Here is a 16126-nt window from a genome sequence, read left to right as displayed (position 1 = left end):
ACGGTGGTAAGGATAGCATAAAAAACCCTATTACGATACCGACGAGGCACATGATGTGGCATAATATACCTAGAATTTAGACCGGAGGTGGATAAATTGAAACCCTACACTCTAGACCCTAGCAAGACGCTGTTCCTGGCCATAGACCTACAGGAAAAACTTCTTCCCGCCATTCAAGGCTGGGAGGAGGTCTTAAGTAGCTCAAAGAAGCTGATAACCGCCGCACATACTCTGGAGATACCTCTAAAGGTGACCGAGCAGTATCCCAAAGGCCTAGGACCTACAGAGGGACAGATCCTCTCCATGCTCTCGGAGGAGGTTTTTGAAAAGACCGGTTTTGGGTGCTTCGACCAGGAGGGTTTTGAGGAGTTTTTCTCCATTCCCAGAAGGGATCAGGTGGTCCTTTTCGGGATAGAAACCCACATATGCGTCCACACTACCGCCATGCAGCTTTTGACAAAGGGATACGACGTCACGGTGGTCTCCGATGGATGCGGGAGCAGAAAAGAGGAAAACCACCGCATAGGCATGGCCAACATGGGATCTTGCGGTGCCCACGTCCTTCCCCTGGAGTCGGTGATATACCAACTCCTGAGGAGGTCGGGGACCGCCGAATTCAAGGCTCTTCTGCCCCTCTTCAAGGAGTGAACGCCCTGACCGATCTACCGGAAAAAGGTCTTGTATTTTTAGGAACCGCTGGAACCAGGTTTAACGTCATAAACCAAAGAAGGGCTTCCGGCGGGATGATAGCTTCTATAAAGGGAGTTCACATCGCTATCGATCCCGGTCCTGGCGCTCTGGTGGCCATGTGCTCTTTAAGGCCTATGGTCGACCCTAACGTAATCCAGGCCATTTTGCTGACCCACCGTCACATAGATCACAGCGGCGACGCAAATATCTTAGCCGAGGCCATGACCGGAGGAGGGAGGAGGCCTGGTGGGGTCCTGGCCCTTCCCTCCGACGCCATAGACTATGAACCGGTGGTCTACGGCTACCTCCAGAGGAGAATAGAGACCATCCATCGATGGGAAACCGGCCAGCCTATATCCATAGGAGGCACCCAGATTACCCCTTTAAGGCTGAGGCACCACGGAGTAGAGTGCTACGGACTTAGGTTTCACGACCCCGATGACGACGATCAGGACTGGGGAATAATAAGCGACACCGCCTTTATCCCGGAAATAATACCTTTCTTCACAGGGTGTAAAACCATGGTGGTCAACACCACCCTCCTCGAAAAGGTCGACCACATAGAGCATCTCTCAGTTCCCGACGTCGCTAAGCTAATCGAGGAGCTGTCGCCGGAGAGGCTTTTTATGACCCACCTCGGAAGCAGGATATTGGAGGGATCGCCGGAAGACCTGGCGCAGGAGCTATCAAAAGGGGATACGGAGGTAAAAGCCGCCACCGATGGAATGGTGGTCAACCTGAGAGGAGTGAAATAGCTTGACAGTAGATCGCACAGAAGCACTGGAGATGCACCGAAAAGCTCAAGGGAAGATAAAGCTATCGCCAAGCGTAGCGATAAGGACGAAAAGGGATATCTCTCTGGCCTACCTTCAAGGTGGAGCCATAGCAGCGGGGGAGATCTTTAAAGAGAGGGATCTGGCCTACGAATACACCGGCAAAGACAACCGACTTGCCATAGTCTCCAACGGGACCTCCGTTCTAGGGCTCGGAAACTACGGCCCCGAGGCCGCTCTCCCTATGATAGAGGGCAAGTGTCTCCTGTACAAAAAATTCGGCGATATAGACGCTATTCCTCTCTGTATAAACCCGTCGGAGCCGGAGAGAATCATGGATTTCTGCCGGATGCTGTCGCCCACTTTCGGAGCCATAAACGTGGAGGACATAAAAAGCCCTATGGACTTCAACATAGTCAAGACCCTCCGAAAGGAGCTGGATATCCCTATATTTGGGGACGATATGCACTGTTCGTCGGTGGTCATCCTAGGCTCTCTGATAAACGCCCTCAAGGTCGTCGAGAAGGAGCTATCCACCGTTAAGATAGTTATCGTCGGGGCAGGGACATCGGCTATCGCCACGGCGGAGCTGATGCTCTACGGTGGAGCGACCAACATAGTCATGCTCAACAGAAAAGGCATAGTCAGCTCCGACATGGAGGAACTGAGCGGAGTTCAAAGACATATACTGGATCAGCTTAACCCAGAAGGGCTAAGAGGAGGGTTGAAGGAAGCGGTCAAAGGGGCGGATGTCCTCATAGGACTTACCGGCCAGATAGGGGCCTTCGGAGTCGACGAGGTCAGATCGATGAAATCGCGAGCTATAGTGTTTCCCCTCGGCCGTCCAGAGCCGGAGATGGATCCCCTGGAGGCCAAAGAGGCAGGTGCTGAGGTGGTTGGATGCGGAATAGTCGAAGGGATAAACACCATGCCTAACCTAAAGGTTTTTCCGGGGATAACCAGAGGCCTTCTCGACGTCCGAGCCACAGGGCTTAACTTCAACGTGTTGATGAAAGCGGCTAAGGAATACGCCGACAACGTCGATCCACGAAGGCTATCGGCGGACCATATAACCCCTCACATGTTCTCCGACGAACTAACCCCGAGAATAGCCGAGGCGGTGGCCCAGTCCTGTATATCCGAGGGACTTGCCAGGCTTACACCGGCACCTCACGAGGTACTGGAGAGAACCTGGAACAGGCTCTTTGGAGGATATTCGGCCAGATACTAAAAAAAGAGCGGTCCCTTAAGGGACCGCTCTTTCTACCACCAAAGACGGGACCAGATCAGAACGGTCCCTAATAGGGTGACTATGACGCTATGGACCTCGCTCCTCCATATGACCGATGAATCAAAAGGTCCAGAGCGTACTTTAGGAGGCCATTTCAGAGGATAGAAAGGGCCTACCGATCGGCAATAGGACAGATAACTTTTGCCGAATTTTTTACGCAAAAAACCCTCTTCCCATGGAACGATCAAGATCCCGTAGAGCCCTACAAAGATGACGGCAAAGAGAAGTAGCCCCCAAAAACCGGACATTAATCCCCAACCGAGACCGATAAGTCCGTTTGCGACATAAAGGGGGTTCCTAGCGAGAGAGTAAGGACCCCAGGTTACCAGCCTGTCGGCCTTCACCTTTTCCCCTCGATAAAGGACGATACAGCCTACCGCCCAAAATCTAAGGGCCTGGCCCAAAAGAACGGGAAAGAGGCCTATAAGAATTCTCCCAGGGGAGGGGGAGCTAACGAAAAGTATCGCCAGGAAAAGCGCTGTCCACACTCCACCTCTAAGGCGAAAAGCCTTGCGCTGTAGTTCATCGAACCTCAACTTAACCATCCCCTTCCAGATCATCGCATTTGGAGCCTCTGTTTTGGATTATCATCTCCGCCGTGCCCCATCCTATGATCCTTATGGCCACCACCGCCCCCATGAATATAGCTAGATACTCGGTGAAGAATCGCCACGCTATAGCCATGACCCCCGCCATATTCCAGGGAACTAAAAGTCCGAAGATAGCCGCTCCACCGCCCTCGGCCACTCCACTGGCTCCAGGAGTGGGGACAAAGTAAAGCATAAACATAAACACCGCCTGTGCCAGAAGGGACTCCATATAATGGACCTCTAACCCGACGGACCAGATCAAGCAGGGCAATACGGAGAACAGAAACAGCAGGTGGCCTACCGACAGAAGAAAAGCCAGCAGGAACCACAAAAAGCCCTGGGAGAACAGTTGCTTAAGGTTTTTGGAGTAGCCATCCACCTCGGAATTTATCCTCTTTATCGTACACAGGATCCTGCCGCTACCGAGGATTTTGAACCTCTTCAGCCAAAGCACCAAGACGGAACCTATTTTTTTTATCAGGTCTGGCCTGAAAATACTGAGGGAAAAGGCCAACCAGATGATCACCGAGAATATCAGCACATAAATAAATATCCCTGTGATAAAGGCATGGCCCTCTAGAAGCCTGGGGTCGAGAAAAAAGGCAGCAGGGGCGACGACACTCAGCAGAAAAGTGGTCAAAAGTGTCCTGATAAGGGTTATCGCTATACCTTTACCTATAGGGACACCGGACCGGTAAAGCACGTAAACCTGAAATGGACCTCCCCCTACCTGCATAGGGGTAACGGCACAGCCAAAGTAATGGAGCCATGTTAAGACTATACCCTCGGAGAAAGGCACTTTCTGAGACATAGCCTTGGATAGACAGCAAAATCTCAAGGCATCGCAACTCCAGGCGGCAAAAACCAGCCCTAAGGCGATAAACAAAGGGCCTTTTCTGGCGGATAGAATGGTCCTCCAGGTTCCACCGTCGACGCTGAACAGGAGAACCGTTCCGCTAACGCAAAAAGACAGAAACACAAAAATGGCCAGTCCTTTTCGGAGAGTCACTTTAGCATTCGTCTCCCTTCTCTTCTGGACTAATCCCATTGGAATCGGACGGGCTAAAGGCCTCATCATCTTTCAAAAAACGGGTTTTAAGGTGCTCTAAAAGGGAACGCATTACCCTGGGATCGTCGGAGCTATTTTCTATGCTCTGGGATATAGAGGCAAGATCAAGATCCTCCACAAAGGGATCGAGCTCGTTAAGGGCTTTACAGATCCACTCTATTTGGTCGCTCCATGCTTCGTCCTCGTCTTTGTCCATCTGCGATAGAGCCAGGGCCGCAGATTCGCCTATTTCGGCCATAACCTCGTCCAGAATATCGGACCTATCGCCGGAGATAAAATCCACATCGACCTCGTCGAAGATAGACAAAAAGGCCTCTTCGCTCATTGCCTCGCCGTGACAGACTATCTCCTTTAGGACCTGCCCCCTCGCCATCAGCTCTTCCATAACCACCTCAAGTATTTCTTCTTTGGAAAAGCACTCCCCATGTCTCACGTGGAAAGGAATGCCGTCTATAAAAAGATCCATAGGTCACCTCTCAATTCTCCTGTAAAAAAGACTGTACGACGGAGCTATTTCGGAGTATTTTAGCATGTAGAGAGGTATCTGGCTGGACGCTCAACAAAATAAAGCTATTATCCGATAATACAATATAGGGAGCAGGATCTTTAGGAGCATAGAAAACCCGATGTCCAAAAAAACAACGGCGAAAAACCCGTTCGCCTTAGAGAAAGCAGGTGTCTTATATGGCAATCGACTCTTCGTCTCCTCTTTTTCAGATGACAGGACTATCCTCCGGCATGGACTGGGGAGCCATGATAGATAAGCAGATGGCCCAATCGAGAAAGGTCCAGACAAAGTGGGAGGATCAGATCCAGACGTTGGAGGACAAGATATACCTCTACAACGAGTTCTCCTCCAACCTAAAAACCTTGCGGAGCTCTCTTACCTCTATGAAGCTACAGTCAACCTACACCGCAAAACAGGCGGAATACTCGGTGTTGGCCGCTCCTGCGGGAAGCTCGGTGTTGCCTCAGCCTCAGTCTATCCTCACCGCCGACGTCACCCCTGACGCCGACATCGGTCGTTGGGATATCGAGGTCACCAACGTAGGTGTAGCGGAGAGGAGAATGTCCAACAGGCAGGACAGCTCCACGGAAAAACTATCCGCTTTAGGATACTCGGGTAGCGGATCTTTCTCCATAAGGTCTGGGGTTCACGCCGCCATAGTGGAGTACGACACAGCCACCGACTCACTTAACGACATAGCCCAGAAGATAAACGATACCGGCGTAGGGGTAGCCGCAAAGGTTATAGACAACAGACTTGTAATGGAGAGCGTAGATACAGGATTTAACGTCCAGACCACCACAGATACCATAACCAGACAGAAGGCCACCGACCCCGGTTACGATCCCGCCTACGACGACCTAGCGGGGATAAACATAACCGACGCATCCTCCATAACCACCATAAAGGACAGCAAGAACATAACCTACACCGCTGGCACCGACTTCGAGGTGGTTCAGGGGAGCAACGGCTGGCAGATACACTGGCTGGCCTCCGGCACCCGTCCCGCGGACAGCACCGACACCGAGGACATAACCTACGACGTAGAATACAGCTACGAGGCCAATCCATTCCAGGTTTACGGTCTGGACGACAAGGTCGACCTGGTCAAAAGGGAGGACGAGGGCGGCACCACCGCCGATTACGACGTTCTCAGTGCCTCCGCTGCGTCAGCATCAGGAACCATACAGACCATAGTCGGCCAGGACAACACGACCTACTATCTGGGAACCGACTTCGAGATAGCCAACGATCCCTTGACGGGAGATCCATCTATACACTGGCTGTCCGGCGGAGACGCAAAAAGGCCGACCTCGGGAACGACCTATTCGGTTCAGTACAGAGACACAGCACAAAACAACATCCTGAGGGAAATAGGCTTTTTCAACGAGACATCCAGCCAGCACGTTAAGCCCGAGGACACGACCCTCACCTTAAACGGTATCGAGGTAACCAGATCTACCAACGAGATAGACGATCTGATCGACGGGGTTACCTTGGACATAATAGGAGAGGGCAAGATAAGGGTCGACGTAACTCAAGACGCTGAAAACGCGGTCACCGCAATCCAAGAGTTCGTCACAGCCTATAACAACGCAATAGACTGGATCAATATCAAATCGGAGGAAAAACCTTTCAACTACTCGGACACCAACAAAAACAGAGACCTGACGGAGGCAACCCCTACCACCGACATAGAGCGACGAAGAGGGCTCTTAAGAGGGGATTCAAACCTCCGCCAGACAAAAGGCACCTTGAGAGGATTGAGCTCCAACCCTATGCCTCTCATCTATAACACGACGACAGGCAGTAGGGCATCTGGCACCATGGCGGAGAGAGGCCTGACGGACGCCAGCGGAGACTACAACCTTTACATAACTATCGACGGAATCAGAGGGGAGATCCCGATAACGTCGACGGACACAATCCAGGACGTATCCGCAAAGATAAACGCCTACGAGCCCTTTTTAAAGGACAGCACAGGGAAGGCTTACAGCCCTCCTCTGATAATAGCTAGTTCATCGGACAGCAAGCTAAGCCTTAAGGCTCCTACAGGAAAGACCTTTCAGATAGGAGGAGACAGCGAGGTCCTCTCTGCGACAGGACTTAAAAACGACTTCTCCCTTCTCTCCGAGATAGGCCTATCCACCGAAGCCCTTGACTTCGGCAAAAGCGGCAAGCTTGAGTTCGACACGGAAAAGTTCATGGAGGCCATTCAGGAAAACTCGGAAGATCTAGGCAACATAATGGTCAGCTTCGCCAACCGAATGGACAGCGAGATAAACGACATGGTCAGCAGCATCCAGACCGAGGTCGGTGGAACAGTAGCAATAAAGGGCGGTCTTCCCAGCCAGCAGAAGGCCTGGCAGAGCCAGATAGACGCCCTGAATAAAAGGATAACCGATCACGAGAGAAGATTGACTATGAGACAACAGTCCCTTTACCAACAGTACGCCAGGATGGAGCAGTACATGAGCAACATGAGCTCTCAGTCCTCTTGGCTCGCCAGCGTAAGCGGTAACCTTTCCGCTATGTCAGAAGAATAGTATCGGACACAGAAAAGAGGAGGAGAACGAGGCTAAGCCTCGCTTCCCTCCTCTTTTTCTCTAGCTATACCCATCCGCCAAGCCAGAATAGCCGCCTGGGTCCTATCCCTCAAATCGAGTTTTTTCAATATGTGACTCACGTGATTTTTGATGGTTTTCTCCGAAAGGACCATCTTCTCCGATATCTCAAGGTTGCTCAACCCCTGGGCCAGCCAGAACAGGACCTCTCTCTCCCTCTCTGTTAGGTCGGAGAGCATGACGTCTTCGTCCTTTTTTTTATGCAAAGCCCCCAGCAAAAGACCTGCTACCTTGGGATCCACGTAGCACTGTCCTCTGGATACGGATCTCACGGCGGAGAGAAGCTCCAGTCGACCGGAGGACTTTATCACAAAACCGTCGACCCCTGCTGCGGAAAGCTCCGAAAGCCTGGCCTCGTCCTGATAGGCGGTTATAGCTACGTATTTTATCCCTGAGGTCGTCCTGTTCAGCTCCTGGACGAGCTGAATTCCGTCCATACCAGGCATACCAACGTCAAAGAGGACGATATCGGGCCTGATTTTCCTGACCATATCGATACCCTCGATGCCGTCGGAGGCCTCACCCTCTATTACCATATCGGGCTCCATCTCCAAAAGCTTTCTGATCCCATCGCGAAAAAGCTTATGGTCGTCCACCAAAACCAGCCTAATCTTCCTCAACAAAATCCCTCCTGCCTGAAATCCGATCGTATGGTATCATAAACCACCCTTTATATGGGAATACTTGCGCATGGAGGGGCAAATCCTTGACCACAGCCAAAATACACCGGAAAATTAGGGGCAAAATAGGCAAAGCTATTTTTAACTATAAAATGATATCTAAGGACGATCATATCGTCGTCGGCCTATCGGGAGGCAAAGACAGCGTGTTCCTCCTGATAGCACTGGACGAGATCCGGAGATGGAGTCCCGTACCTTTCTCCCTGTCCGCCTGTAGCGTCGATATTACCGGAGGGAGCTGGGACACCTCCGCCATGGAAGATCTCTGTGCAGACAGGGAAATTCCCTATAGAGTCGTCCCTCATCCTGTGGAGGAAATCATCAGGATAAGGGACGAAAGGTCACCCTGTAGCTTCTGCGCCAACATGCGAAGGGGAATCCTCAACAGCACGGTAAAAGAAACGGGAGGAACTACCTTGGCTCTGGGACATAACCTTGACGATGCAGTGGAGACCGCCTTGATGAACCTTCTCAGGACAGGCAGGTTCCGCTCCTTCCAGCCAACCGCATGGCAGTCGAACAGCCAGGTGCGGCTAATTAGGCCTATGGTATATCTGTCGGAAAAGGCCATATTGACGGAGGTAGAGAGATTGAACCTGCCTCTTTTAAAGTACACCTGCCCCTTCTCACTGGAGACCGAGAGAACCAGGGCGAAGGGCCTGGTTAAGGAGCTTTCAAAAAAATTTCCCGACGTGAAACAGAACATACTCCACGCCCTTAAGTGCATCGACACAAAGGACAGATGGGGTGAGGAGGGGTCACCCTAGAACAGGATATCCAAAGTCCTGTGTCTCTCCTCTACCTCCTCCACTAAAGAGGCGTAGGACAGGTCTTCACCTCGACCGGCCAGGCCGTTGGCGTATTTTTTACCAAGCTCCACCCCTGGCTGGTCGAAAGGCTGTATCCTCATGAGCCTTCCGGTGAGGGCGGTGACGTACTCCAAAAAGAATATAAGCCCACCTACAGATCGGCAGTTAAGGCTATTCAGGGAGAAGGAAAAAACCGGCTTCCCCTCTCCCGCCAGGACAGCGACTACAGCTCTCCTTTCGTGGTCCAATATCTCCTCTTGAGACAGTCCGTTCAGATAGGATAGCTCCGCAAGGGAGGCCTCCGAACCTATGGAGAGAGGTTCTCCTGCGTGAGAGTCGGTGCCTAGAACTATATAGCACTTATCGTCAGGCCCCTGGGAGTATAGCTGGAGCTGAGAGTGCTGATCTATGGCGCCTAAAGCCCTCTGGGGAGTGAAGCCCATTCCCTCTTTGCCCAAACTCTCCGCCCAGAGCTGACAGAACCACTCGGAGAGCCTTTCCATTCGGTCGCCGTAGGGCATAAACACCGTGTTTGTCCTATGGAAGTCAAGCTGACGGAACATATTCCACGCCATCACCCAGGCGGGGTTAAGCGACTCCTCCACGTCGGTGGAAATTCGATACTTCATATCCCTTGCACCGGCTAGAATTTCCTGAACGTCGATCCCTAAAGTGGCGGCAGACAGGAGCCCGACGGAGGACAACACGGAGAACCGCCCCCCTACGTCGCCGGGAAGGCTCAGGCTTCTACAGCCTGTATCCTTGGCGAACCTACGGAGAACCCCCTGATCCGAATCGGTTATCACCAAGACCCTGGATGCCGCTGCCTCTCCCAGTCTTTCTTTCAACTTCTCCCAGAAAAAGGAAAAGTTAGCCATAGTCTCAAGGGTAAGGCCCGACTTGCTGACGACGATAAAACCGGTTTTCTCCGGATCTACAAGCTCCCATATGGCCTGATTCTCCTCCCCATCCAGGTTATCGGCCATGTAGAACCTAGGGGCACCTCTATCGGCTCTCTCGTTAAAATAGGGAGGCAAAAGAGCCTGATGGAGCATGAGATTGCCTAAAGAGGATCCTCCGATACCGACCTGAACCACCGATTCAAAATCCCTAAGCCATTTTGATGCCTCCAGCATCGACGATATATCCTCGTCAGGGAGCCTCATCCACCCAAACCCCGATAATCTCTCGTCCGCCCCTGTATCGATCCAGGCTGCTGCGGAACTGAGAGCCTGACAATCGACCTCTGAGAGCTTGGCTACGTTAAAACAAGACATTTTCAACAAAACAAAAACCTCCTCTCGTTCTTCTCGTATAGCGCGGAAAAGACTAAAGTCCGTACCATAACTATACTTCATTGACTCTCTATATTCCACATAAAACTAAAGTCCACCATAATCCCAAGAGCCGATATCTCAAAAACAACAAAATTTGCCCTCGGAAGACAAAGAAAAGTTACTTATCACGTAGCAATTCATTCCTGATAGAGTATAATGGACGCATTTGCAACATCTGTGATCGCATTGCTTAGGAGGAGGAATTATATGTCATCCATAACCGCAGTCGAATCCAACGAACTGTCTCAGAGGCTTGACCCTATAGTCGATTCTTACAGGGGCAAGAAGGGGATCACCATCCCTCTGCTGGCGGACGTACAGAAGGAGTTCGGCTATGTCGCACAGGAAGCGGTGGAATATGTCTCAAAGAGGCTGGATATATCTGCCTCTGAGATGTTCGGAGTAGCCACCTTCTACGCCATGTTCCGGCTACAGCCTGAGGGAAAATACGTGATACGCATATGCAGGGGAACTGCCTGTCACGTTCAGGGATCAGCCGGGGTGGCGGAGGAGATCTCCAGACATCTGGGGATAAAGGAGGGCGAGACCACCGAGGACGGTATGTTCACCATACAGCACGTGGCCTGCCTGGGCTGCTGTAGCCTCGCCCCGGTCATAATGGTCGGAGAGGACGTTCACGGCCTTCTTACTCCGCCCAAATCGGTAGAGGTCATAGACCAGTACAGGTCTAAGGGCTAAGGGGGATCTGCCATGTCTAAGACTATCGTAAAAATAGGTATGGGCAGCTGCGGTATAGCTGCCGGTGCCAAACCAGTAGAGGCTAAATTGAGGGCCCTCCTAGAGGGCAGAGACGACGTGGAGCTCAAGAAGGTCGGCTGTATCGGCCTCTGTTTCCAGGAGCCCCTCGTGGAGGTGGAGAGAGACGGAGATTCCACCCTCTACGGACACGTGACCGAATCCTTCGTCGAGGAGATAGTCAGGGAACACGTTTTTGAGGGCAAAAAGCTCTCCAAAAACATCGTCCTTGCCCAGGACGGATCGGGCGAGGAAAACCCCAGGATGGACAAGCAGGTTCGTATCGTCCTCAGAAACTGCGGAGTTATAGACCCTGAAAACATCGACGAGTACATCGCCAACGAGGGATACGACGCACTGAAGAAGGTCGTCTCATCCATGACCCCAGAGGGGGTCTACACCGAGGTACTGGAGAGCGGTCTCAGAGGGAGAGGCGGAGCTGGCTTTCCAACAGGGCTCAAGTGGAAGTTCGCGAACCTTGCCAAAGGCGACGATAAGTACGTCGTATGCAACGCCGACGAGGGAGATCCGGGCGCCTTCATGGACAGATCGGTCCTTGAGGGAGACCCCCACTCCATCATAGAGGGAATGGCCATCTGCGGCTTCGCCATAGGAGCGAGCCACGGCATAATCTACTGTAGAGCCGAGTACCCCCTCGCGATAAAGAACCTCAACACCGCCATCAAGCAGGCCAAGGACAGGGGCTTCCTAGGTGAGAACATCCTAGGTAGCGGTTTTTCCTTCGACCTCAAGATCAAAGAGGGAGCGGGAGCCTTCGTGTGCGGCGAGGAGACAGCCCTTATAGCGTCCATAGAGGGCAAAAGAGGCATGCCAAGACCTAGACCTCCGTTCCCAGCTCAGAGCGGCGTATTCGGCAAGCCCACCAATATCAACAACGTCGAGACCTTCGCCAACGTAGCCTGGATAATCCGAAACGGGGCCAAGGAGTTCTCCAAGTACGGCATAGGTAAGAGCAGGGGCACAAAGGTCTTCGCCCTTGCGGGAAAGATCGCCAAGGGCGGTCTCGTCGAGGTACCCATGGGGATGCCCATAAGAGAGGTCATCTTCGACATAGGTGGAGGTATCCCCGACGGCAAGAAGTACAAGGCAGTCCAGATGGGAGGCCCTTCCGGAGGCTGTATCCCTGAGTCGCTTCTCGACACCCCTGTGGATTACGAGTCCATAAACGCCACCGGAGCCATTATGGGCTCAGGCGGTATGGTCGTAATGGACGAGGCCACCTGCATGATAGACGTGGCGAGGTTTTTCCTGTCCTTCGTCCAGAACGAGTCCTGCGGTAAATGCCCCTTCTGCCGCATAGGGACCAAGAGAATGCTTGAGATACTGGACCGTATAACCAAGGGAGAGGGCAAGGAGAGCGACGTCGACCTCCTCCAGGAGCTGTGTCTCCAGATCAGGGACGGATCCCTCTGTGGGCTTGGACAGACCGCACCCAACCCGGTCCTGACGACCATAAAGTACTTCAAGGACGAGTACATGGCCCACATAGTGGACCACAAGTGTCCGGCCAAGGTGTGTCCGGCTTTGATCCACTACGTCATAGACCCTAAAAAGTGCATCGGATGCACCAAGTGCGCCAGAAGCTGTCCGGTCAAAGCTATATCCGGCGAGGTCAAGAAACCTCACGTCATAGACGATGCCGTCTGCATCCGCTGTGGCAAATGTAAGGTGAGCTGCCCTGTGGCCGCCATCTCTGTGGAGTAGGAGGCTTTTAACCATGGAAAGAACCGTTAGAGTGTTGCTTAACGGCAAGGAGGTCCACGGTTACCCGGGGCAGAAAATCCTTGACCTTTGCGCCGAGTGTGGGGTTGAGATACCCACTCTCTGTTATAACGAGCACCTGTCCATACACGGAGGATGTTCACTCTGTTTGGTGGAGATAGAGGGAGCCAAGGCCCTGGTCAGAGCCTGCGCATCAACCATAGCTCCCGATATGGTGATAAGGACCGACACAAAACGGGCCAACGACGCAAGGAGGCTCGCTCTGGAGTTGCTCCTTTCGGACCACGTTGGAGACTGTCGTCCTCCCTGTACCCTGGCATGCCCCGCTCAGGCCAACGTTCAGGGCTACATAAACACCGCCGCCCAGGGCAAGTTCTCCGAGGCCCTGGGCATACTTCACAAAAACATAGTCCTCCCCAGTTCAATAGGGCGGGTATGCCCCGCTCCCTGCCAGGAGAAGTGCAGGAGAAACTTCGTCGACGAGGAGCCAGTGTCCATCAGAAACATAAAGAGGTTTATAGGCGACCACGGCTTGGCCCAGGATAGCCTGGGACACGTTCCCGCCATAGCGGACAACGGCAAAACCGTAGCCATAGTCGGCGGTGGCCCCGCCGGTATGAGCGCGGCCTACTACCTCAGGCTAAAGGGCTACGACGTCACGGTCATAGAGAAAGAGGCCGCCCTCGGCGGAATGATGAGGTACGGCATACCAGACTACCGTCTCCCCCAGGAAGTGCTTCAGAAAGAGTGCGACTGGCTGGTTTCCCACGGCATAGAGCTCCGTATGAATACATGCCTGGGCAAGGACGTAACCCTTGACCAGCTCAGGGACGACTACGACGCTGTCCTTCTGGCCATGGGATGTTGGAAGTCGTCGTCCATGAGGACCCCTGGGGAGGATCTCCCTGGAGTGCTCGGCGGTATCGACTTCCTCTACACCGTAAACCTTCACGATCCGATCAAGATCGGCGACAAAGTGGCCGTGGTCGGAGGTGGAAACACCGCCATGGACGCCTGCCGCTGCGCTAAGAGGCTGGGAGCGGAGAAGGTCTATATAGTCTACCGCCGCACCGAGGCGGAGATGCCGGCCGAGGAGATAGAGATCAAAGAGGCCAAGGAAGAGGGAGTCGAGTTCCTGTTCCTGGCGGCCCCCACCGCCATAGAGGGCAACGGCAAGGTAGAGAGACTGGTATGCGAGAAGATGGAGCTTGGTGAGGCCGACGCCTCTGGCCGTCGCCGTCCTGTGCCTACCGGCGAGACCTTCGCCCTTGAGGTGGACAACGTTATAGCGGCCATAGGCCAGGGAATCGACTTTAAGGGCCTGCCCAAGTCGATCCACGACAACCGCTCCATGGCGGTCAATGAGCATTACGAGACCCCGCTTCCTGGAGTCTTCGTGTGTGGAGACCAGCAGACCGGACCTAAGATCGCCGTAGAGGCCCTTGGTACGGGGCACTGGGCGGCTGAGAGCATCCACTCCTACCTGACAACCGGCAAGGCAAAGAAGCCCTTCGTCTACGACGTGGTAAGGAACGATCTCGGCCCCGACGACTTCGCCGACAGGGAAAAACAGCCCCGGGAACACACGGCCCACGTGGATCCATCCGTAAGGCTCAGCAAACCTTTCGAGGAATACGACACAGGTCTCACCGAGGAGCAGGTACTGAGAGACGCCTCCCGTTGCATGGAGTGTGGCTGCGCCGACGTGTTCGAGTGCAAGCTTCGTCGCTACGCCATAGACTACGAGGTCAACCCAGATCGCATAGCGGGAGAGCACGCAAAGGGCATAGAGGAAGCTAACCAGTACTACGTGAGGAACATGGACAAGTGCATCCTCTGCGGGCAGTGCGTCAGGACCTGCGACGAGATCGCCGGCTTTCACGCCATCGACTTCGCGAACAGAGGCTTCGCTGCCACTATATCCCCCGAGTACTTCAAGGGTATAGACGCGTCGGACTGCACCTTCTGTGGCCTCTGCGTCCAAAACTGCCCTGTCGGAGCACTGATGGAGAAGAGGGCCGAGCGTTGGCCTCATCAGGAGAAGCCTACTCTGGTGAGCACCACCTGCTCCAAGTGTCCGGTGGGATGCGAGATAGACCTCAACCTGGACGCATCCTGCGATAGAATCGTCAGGGTGACCAGCGATTTCAACAAAATCGACAGTCCATCGTTCGGCATGACCTGTGTCAAGGGACGTTATCAGTTCGACGACGTAGCGGAGAACAGGCTTATGTCCCCCATGGCTAAGGGAGCGGAGATCGGCTGGGCTGACGCCGCGGAGAAAGCCTCAGCCATGATAAAGAACGCCTCCAAGATGGCATTCGCCCTCGGAGCGGACCTGACAAACGAGGAGATGAGCTCCGTATCGGACTTCATCTCCAAGACCGGGGTTAAGGCTGACGTGGCGGTCGAAGGTGTGTCCTGCTTTGCTCACCTTACCGAGGCGATGGAGAAAGCCTGGGGCAGAAGATCCGCCGGGATCGGCTACGACGCTTTAATAGATTCCGACTGCGTACTCCTCCTGGACGATAACCTCTCTGACGATCAGCCCGTTATGTCCTCATGGATCAGGAGAGCCATGAGGAAAAACGGCGCGACCATGGTTTACGCCGGGAATCACAGCGATAAGTTCGACATGGGAGAGGCCATAGTGATCGGCTGCGACGTTGCGTCGGTCGCCGAGGCGATCCTCAACCCCATCAAGGGAGAGGAAAAGAGTTGCTGCTCTGAGGCAGGAAGAGCCGCTGCCGCCCTCTTAAAGGCAAAAAAACCGGCCATAATCGTCGGCAAAGGAGCGGCCCGGTCCACATCGGCAGAGGCGGTCATAGCACTGGCGGACCACCTCAAGACCAAGGCCGTGTATCCCCTCTACACCGGAGCCAACGTGCAGGGCGCGATAGACGGAAACGTCTCCACCATGTCCATAAAGGACCTGAGGGACAGTTCCAGCACCTACGACCTGATAGTCTCGGTCGGGAGGGTGGAGATGCCCCGCTCGTCCTTAGCCATCGTGGTCAGGGCAAACGATTTCGACGGATCTGGCAAGGTGGATCTGGCCCTTCCTCAGCTCGCCTGGGCTGAGAAGAGGGGAACCGTGACCAACATGACCGGCAGGACCTTGAACGTCAAATCCGGCCCTGTAGCACCGGAAAACGCGAAGGATCTCTCTTGGATCCTGTCGGCAGTGGCCCGCAGGATGGAAGTGGAGATTCCAGCGGTAAGATAGGATAATGGAGAAGGACGAGGGCTTCCTCGT

The 16126-nt window shown here is 53.6% G+C and carries 13 protein-coding genes; 8 read left to right on the top strand and 5 right to left on the bottom strand.

Translation table 11 applies throughout. The features are described from left to right. Positions 1–96: 96 nt before the first annotated feature. From B9Y55_RS05930 to B9Y55_RS05920, 3 genes are read left to right on the top strand one after another with little or no spacing between them, the layout of a single operon-like run. Positions 97–648 (top strand): isochorismatase family protein, encoded by a 552-nt coding sequence (locus tag B9Y55_RS05930; protein ID WP_085544450.1) that lies wholly within the window; start codon positions 97–99, stop codon positions 646–648. Next, positions 645–1445, top strand: coding sequence for an MBL fold metallo-hydrolase (locus tag B9Y55_RS05925; protein WP_085544449.1), 801 nt, complete (start codon positions 645–647; stop codon positions 1443–1445). The genes B9Y55_RS05930 and B9Y55_RS05925 overlap by 4 nt, the downstream gene beginning before the upstream one ends. Before the next feature lies 1 nt (position 1446). Beyond that, positions 1447–2694, top strand: a complete 1248-nt coding sequence (locus B9Y55_RS05920) for an NAD(P)-dependent malic enzyme (protein ID WP_085544448.1) — start codon at positions 1447–1449, stop codon at positions 2692–2694. A gap of 32 nt (positions 2695–2726) precedes the next feature. On the opposite strand, the gene B9Y55_RS05915 is transcribed toward B9Y55_RS05920, so the two are convergent. The 3 genes from B9Y55_RS05915 to B9Y55_RS05905 are packed head-to-tail and all read right to left on the bottom strand — an operon-like array spanning position 2727 to position 4879. Further along, positions 2727–3314, bottom strand: a complete 588-nt coding sequence (locus B9Y55_RS05915) for a methyltransferase family protein (RefSeq protein ID WP_085544447.1) — start codon at positions 3312–3314, stop codon at positions 2727–2729. Next, positions 3292–4353 carry a lysylphosphatidylglycerol synthase transmembrane domain-containing protein gene (locus B9Y55_RS05910; protein WP_085544446.1) on the bottom strand — a complete coding sequence of 354 codons (1062 nt, stop codon included), beginning with the start codon at positions 4351–4353 and terminating at the stop codon, positions 3292–3294. Before B9Y55_RS05910 ends, B9Y55_RS05915 begins: the two co-directional genes overlap by 23 nt. Position 4354: 1 nt before the next feature. Beyond that, entirely contained in the window at positions 4355–4879 is a 525-nt protein-coding gene (locus B9Y55_RS05905; RefSeq protein WP_085544445.1) for a hypothetical protein, read from the bottom strand. Positions 4880–5097: 218 nt separating this feature from the next. Here B9Y55_RS05905 and fliD point away from each other — a divergent pair, with 218 nt between their 5' ends. Then, positions 5098–7467: a flagellar filament capping protein FliD gene (gene fliD / locus B9Y55_RS05900; protein WP_085544444.1), complete on the top strand. Its 2370-nt coding sequence runs from the start codon at positions 5098–5100 to the stop codon at positions 7465–7467. Positions 7468–7499: 32 nt separating this feature from the next. On the opposite strand, the gene B9Y55_RS05895 is transcribed toward fliD, so the two are convergent. Then, positions 7500–8165 (bottom strand): response regulator, encoded by a 666-nt coding sequence (locus B9Y55_RS05895; protein WP_085544443.1) that lies wholly within the window; start codon positions 8163–8165, stop codon positions 7500–7502. A gap of 86 nt (positions 8166–8251) precedes the next feature. On the opposite strand from B9Y55_RS05895, the gene B9Y55_RS05890 reads away from it, so the two are divergent. Continuing rightward, complete coding sequence (locus B9Y55_RS05890) at positions 8252–8992, top strand: tRNA 2-thiocytidine biosynthesis TtcA family protein (protein ID WP_234986150.1); 741 nt, start codon at positions 8252–8254, stop codon at positions 8990–8992. Here B9Y55_RS05890 and B9Y55_RS05885 read toward each other — a convergent pair. After that, positions 8989–10311 (bottom strand): glucose-6-phosphate isomerase, encoded by a 1323-nt coding sequence (locus tag B9Y55_RS05885; protein WP_234986153.1) that lies wholly within the window; start codon positions 10309–10311, stop codon positions 8989–8991. The two genes, B9Y55_RS05890 and B9Y55_RS05885, sit on opposite strands and share 4 nt — an antisense overlap. 267 nt (positions 10312–10578) lie before the next feature. On the opposite strand from B9Y55_RS05885, the gene nuoE reads away from it, so the two are divergent. The 3 genes from nuoE to B9Y55_RS05870 are packed head-to-tail and all read left to right on the top strand — an operon-like array spanning position 10579 to position 16096. Further along, complete coding sequence (gene nuoE / locus B9Y55_RS05880) at positions 10579–11070, top strand: NADH-quinone oxidoreductase subunit NuoE (RefSeq protein ID WP_085544441.1); 492 nt, start codon at positions 10579–10581, stop codon at positions 11068–11070. Between the two features lie 12 nt (positions 11071–11082). Next, positions 11083–12852 (top strand): NADH-quinone oxidoreductase subunit NuoF, encoded by a 1770-nt coding sequence (locus B9Y55_RS05875; RefSeq protein ID WP_085544440.1) that lies wholly within the window; start codon positions 11083–11085, stop codon positions 12850–12852. A gap of 13 nt (positions 12853–12865) precedes the next feature. Beyond that, complete coding sequence (locus B9Y55_RS05870; RefSeq protein WP_085544439.1) at positions 12866–16096, top strand: FAD-dependent oxidoreductase; 3231 nt, start codon at positions 12866–12868, stop codon at positions 16094–16096. The last annotated feature ends 30 nt before the right edge of the window (positions 16097–16126 follow it).

The sequence above is a fragment of the Dethiosulfovibrio salsuginis genome (genome assembly GCF_900177735.1).
GTDB classification, from domain to species: Bacteria; Synergistota; Synergistia; order Synergistales; family Dethiosulfovibrionaceae; genus Dethiosulfovibrio; species Dethiosulfovibrio salsuginis.
Note: the sequence above shows the minus strand (reverse complement) of the source record. Positions and strands in the feature narration are given on the sequence as shown.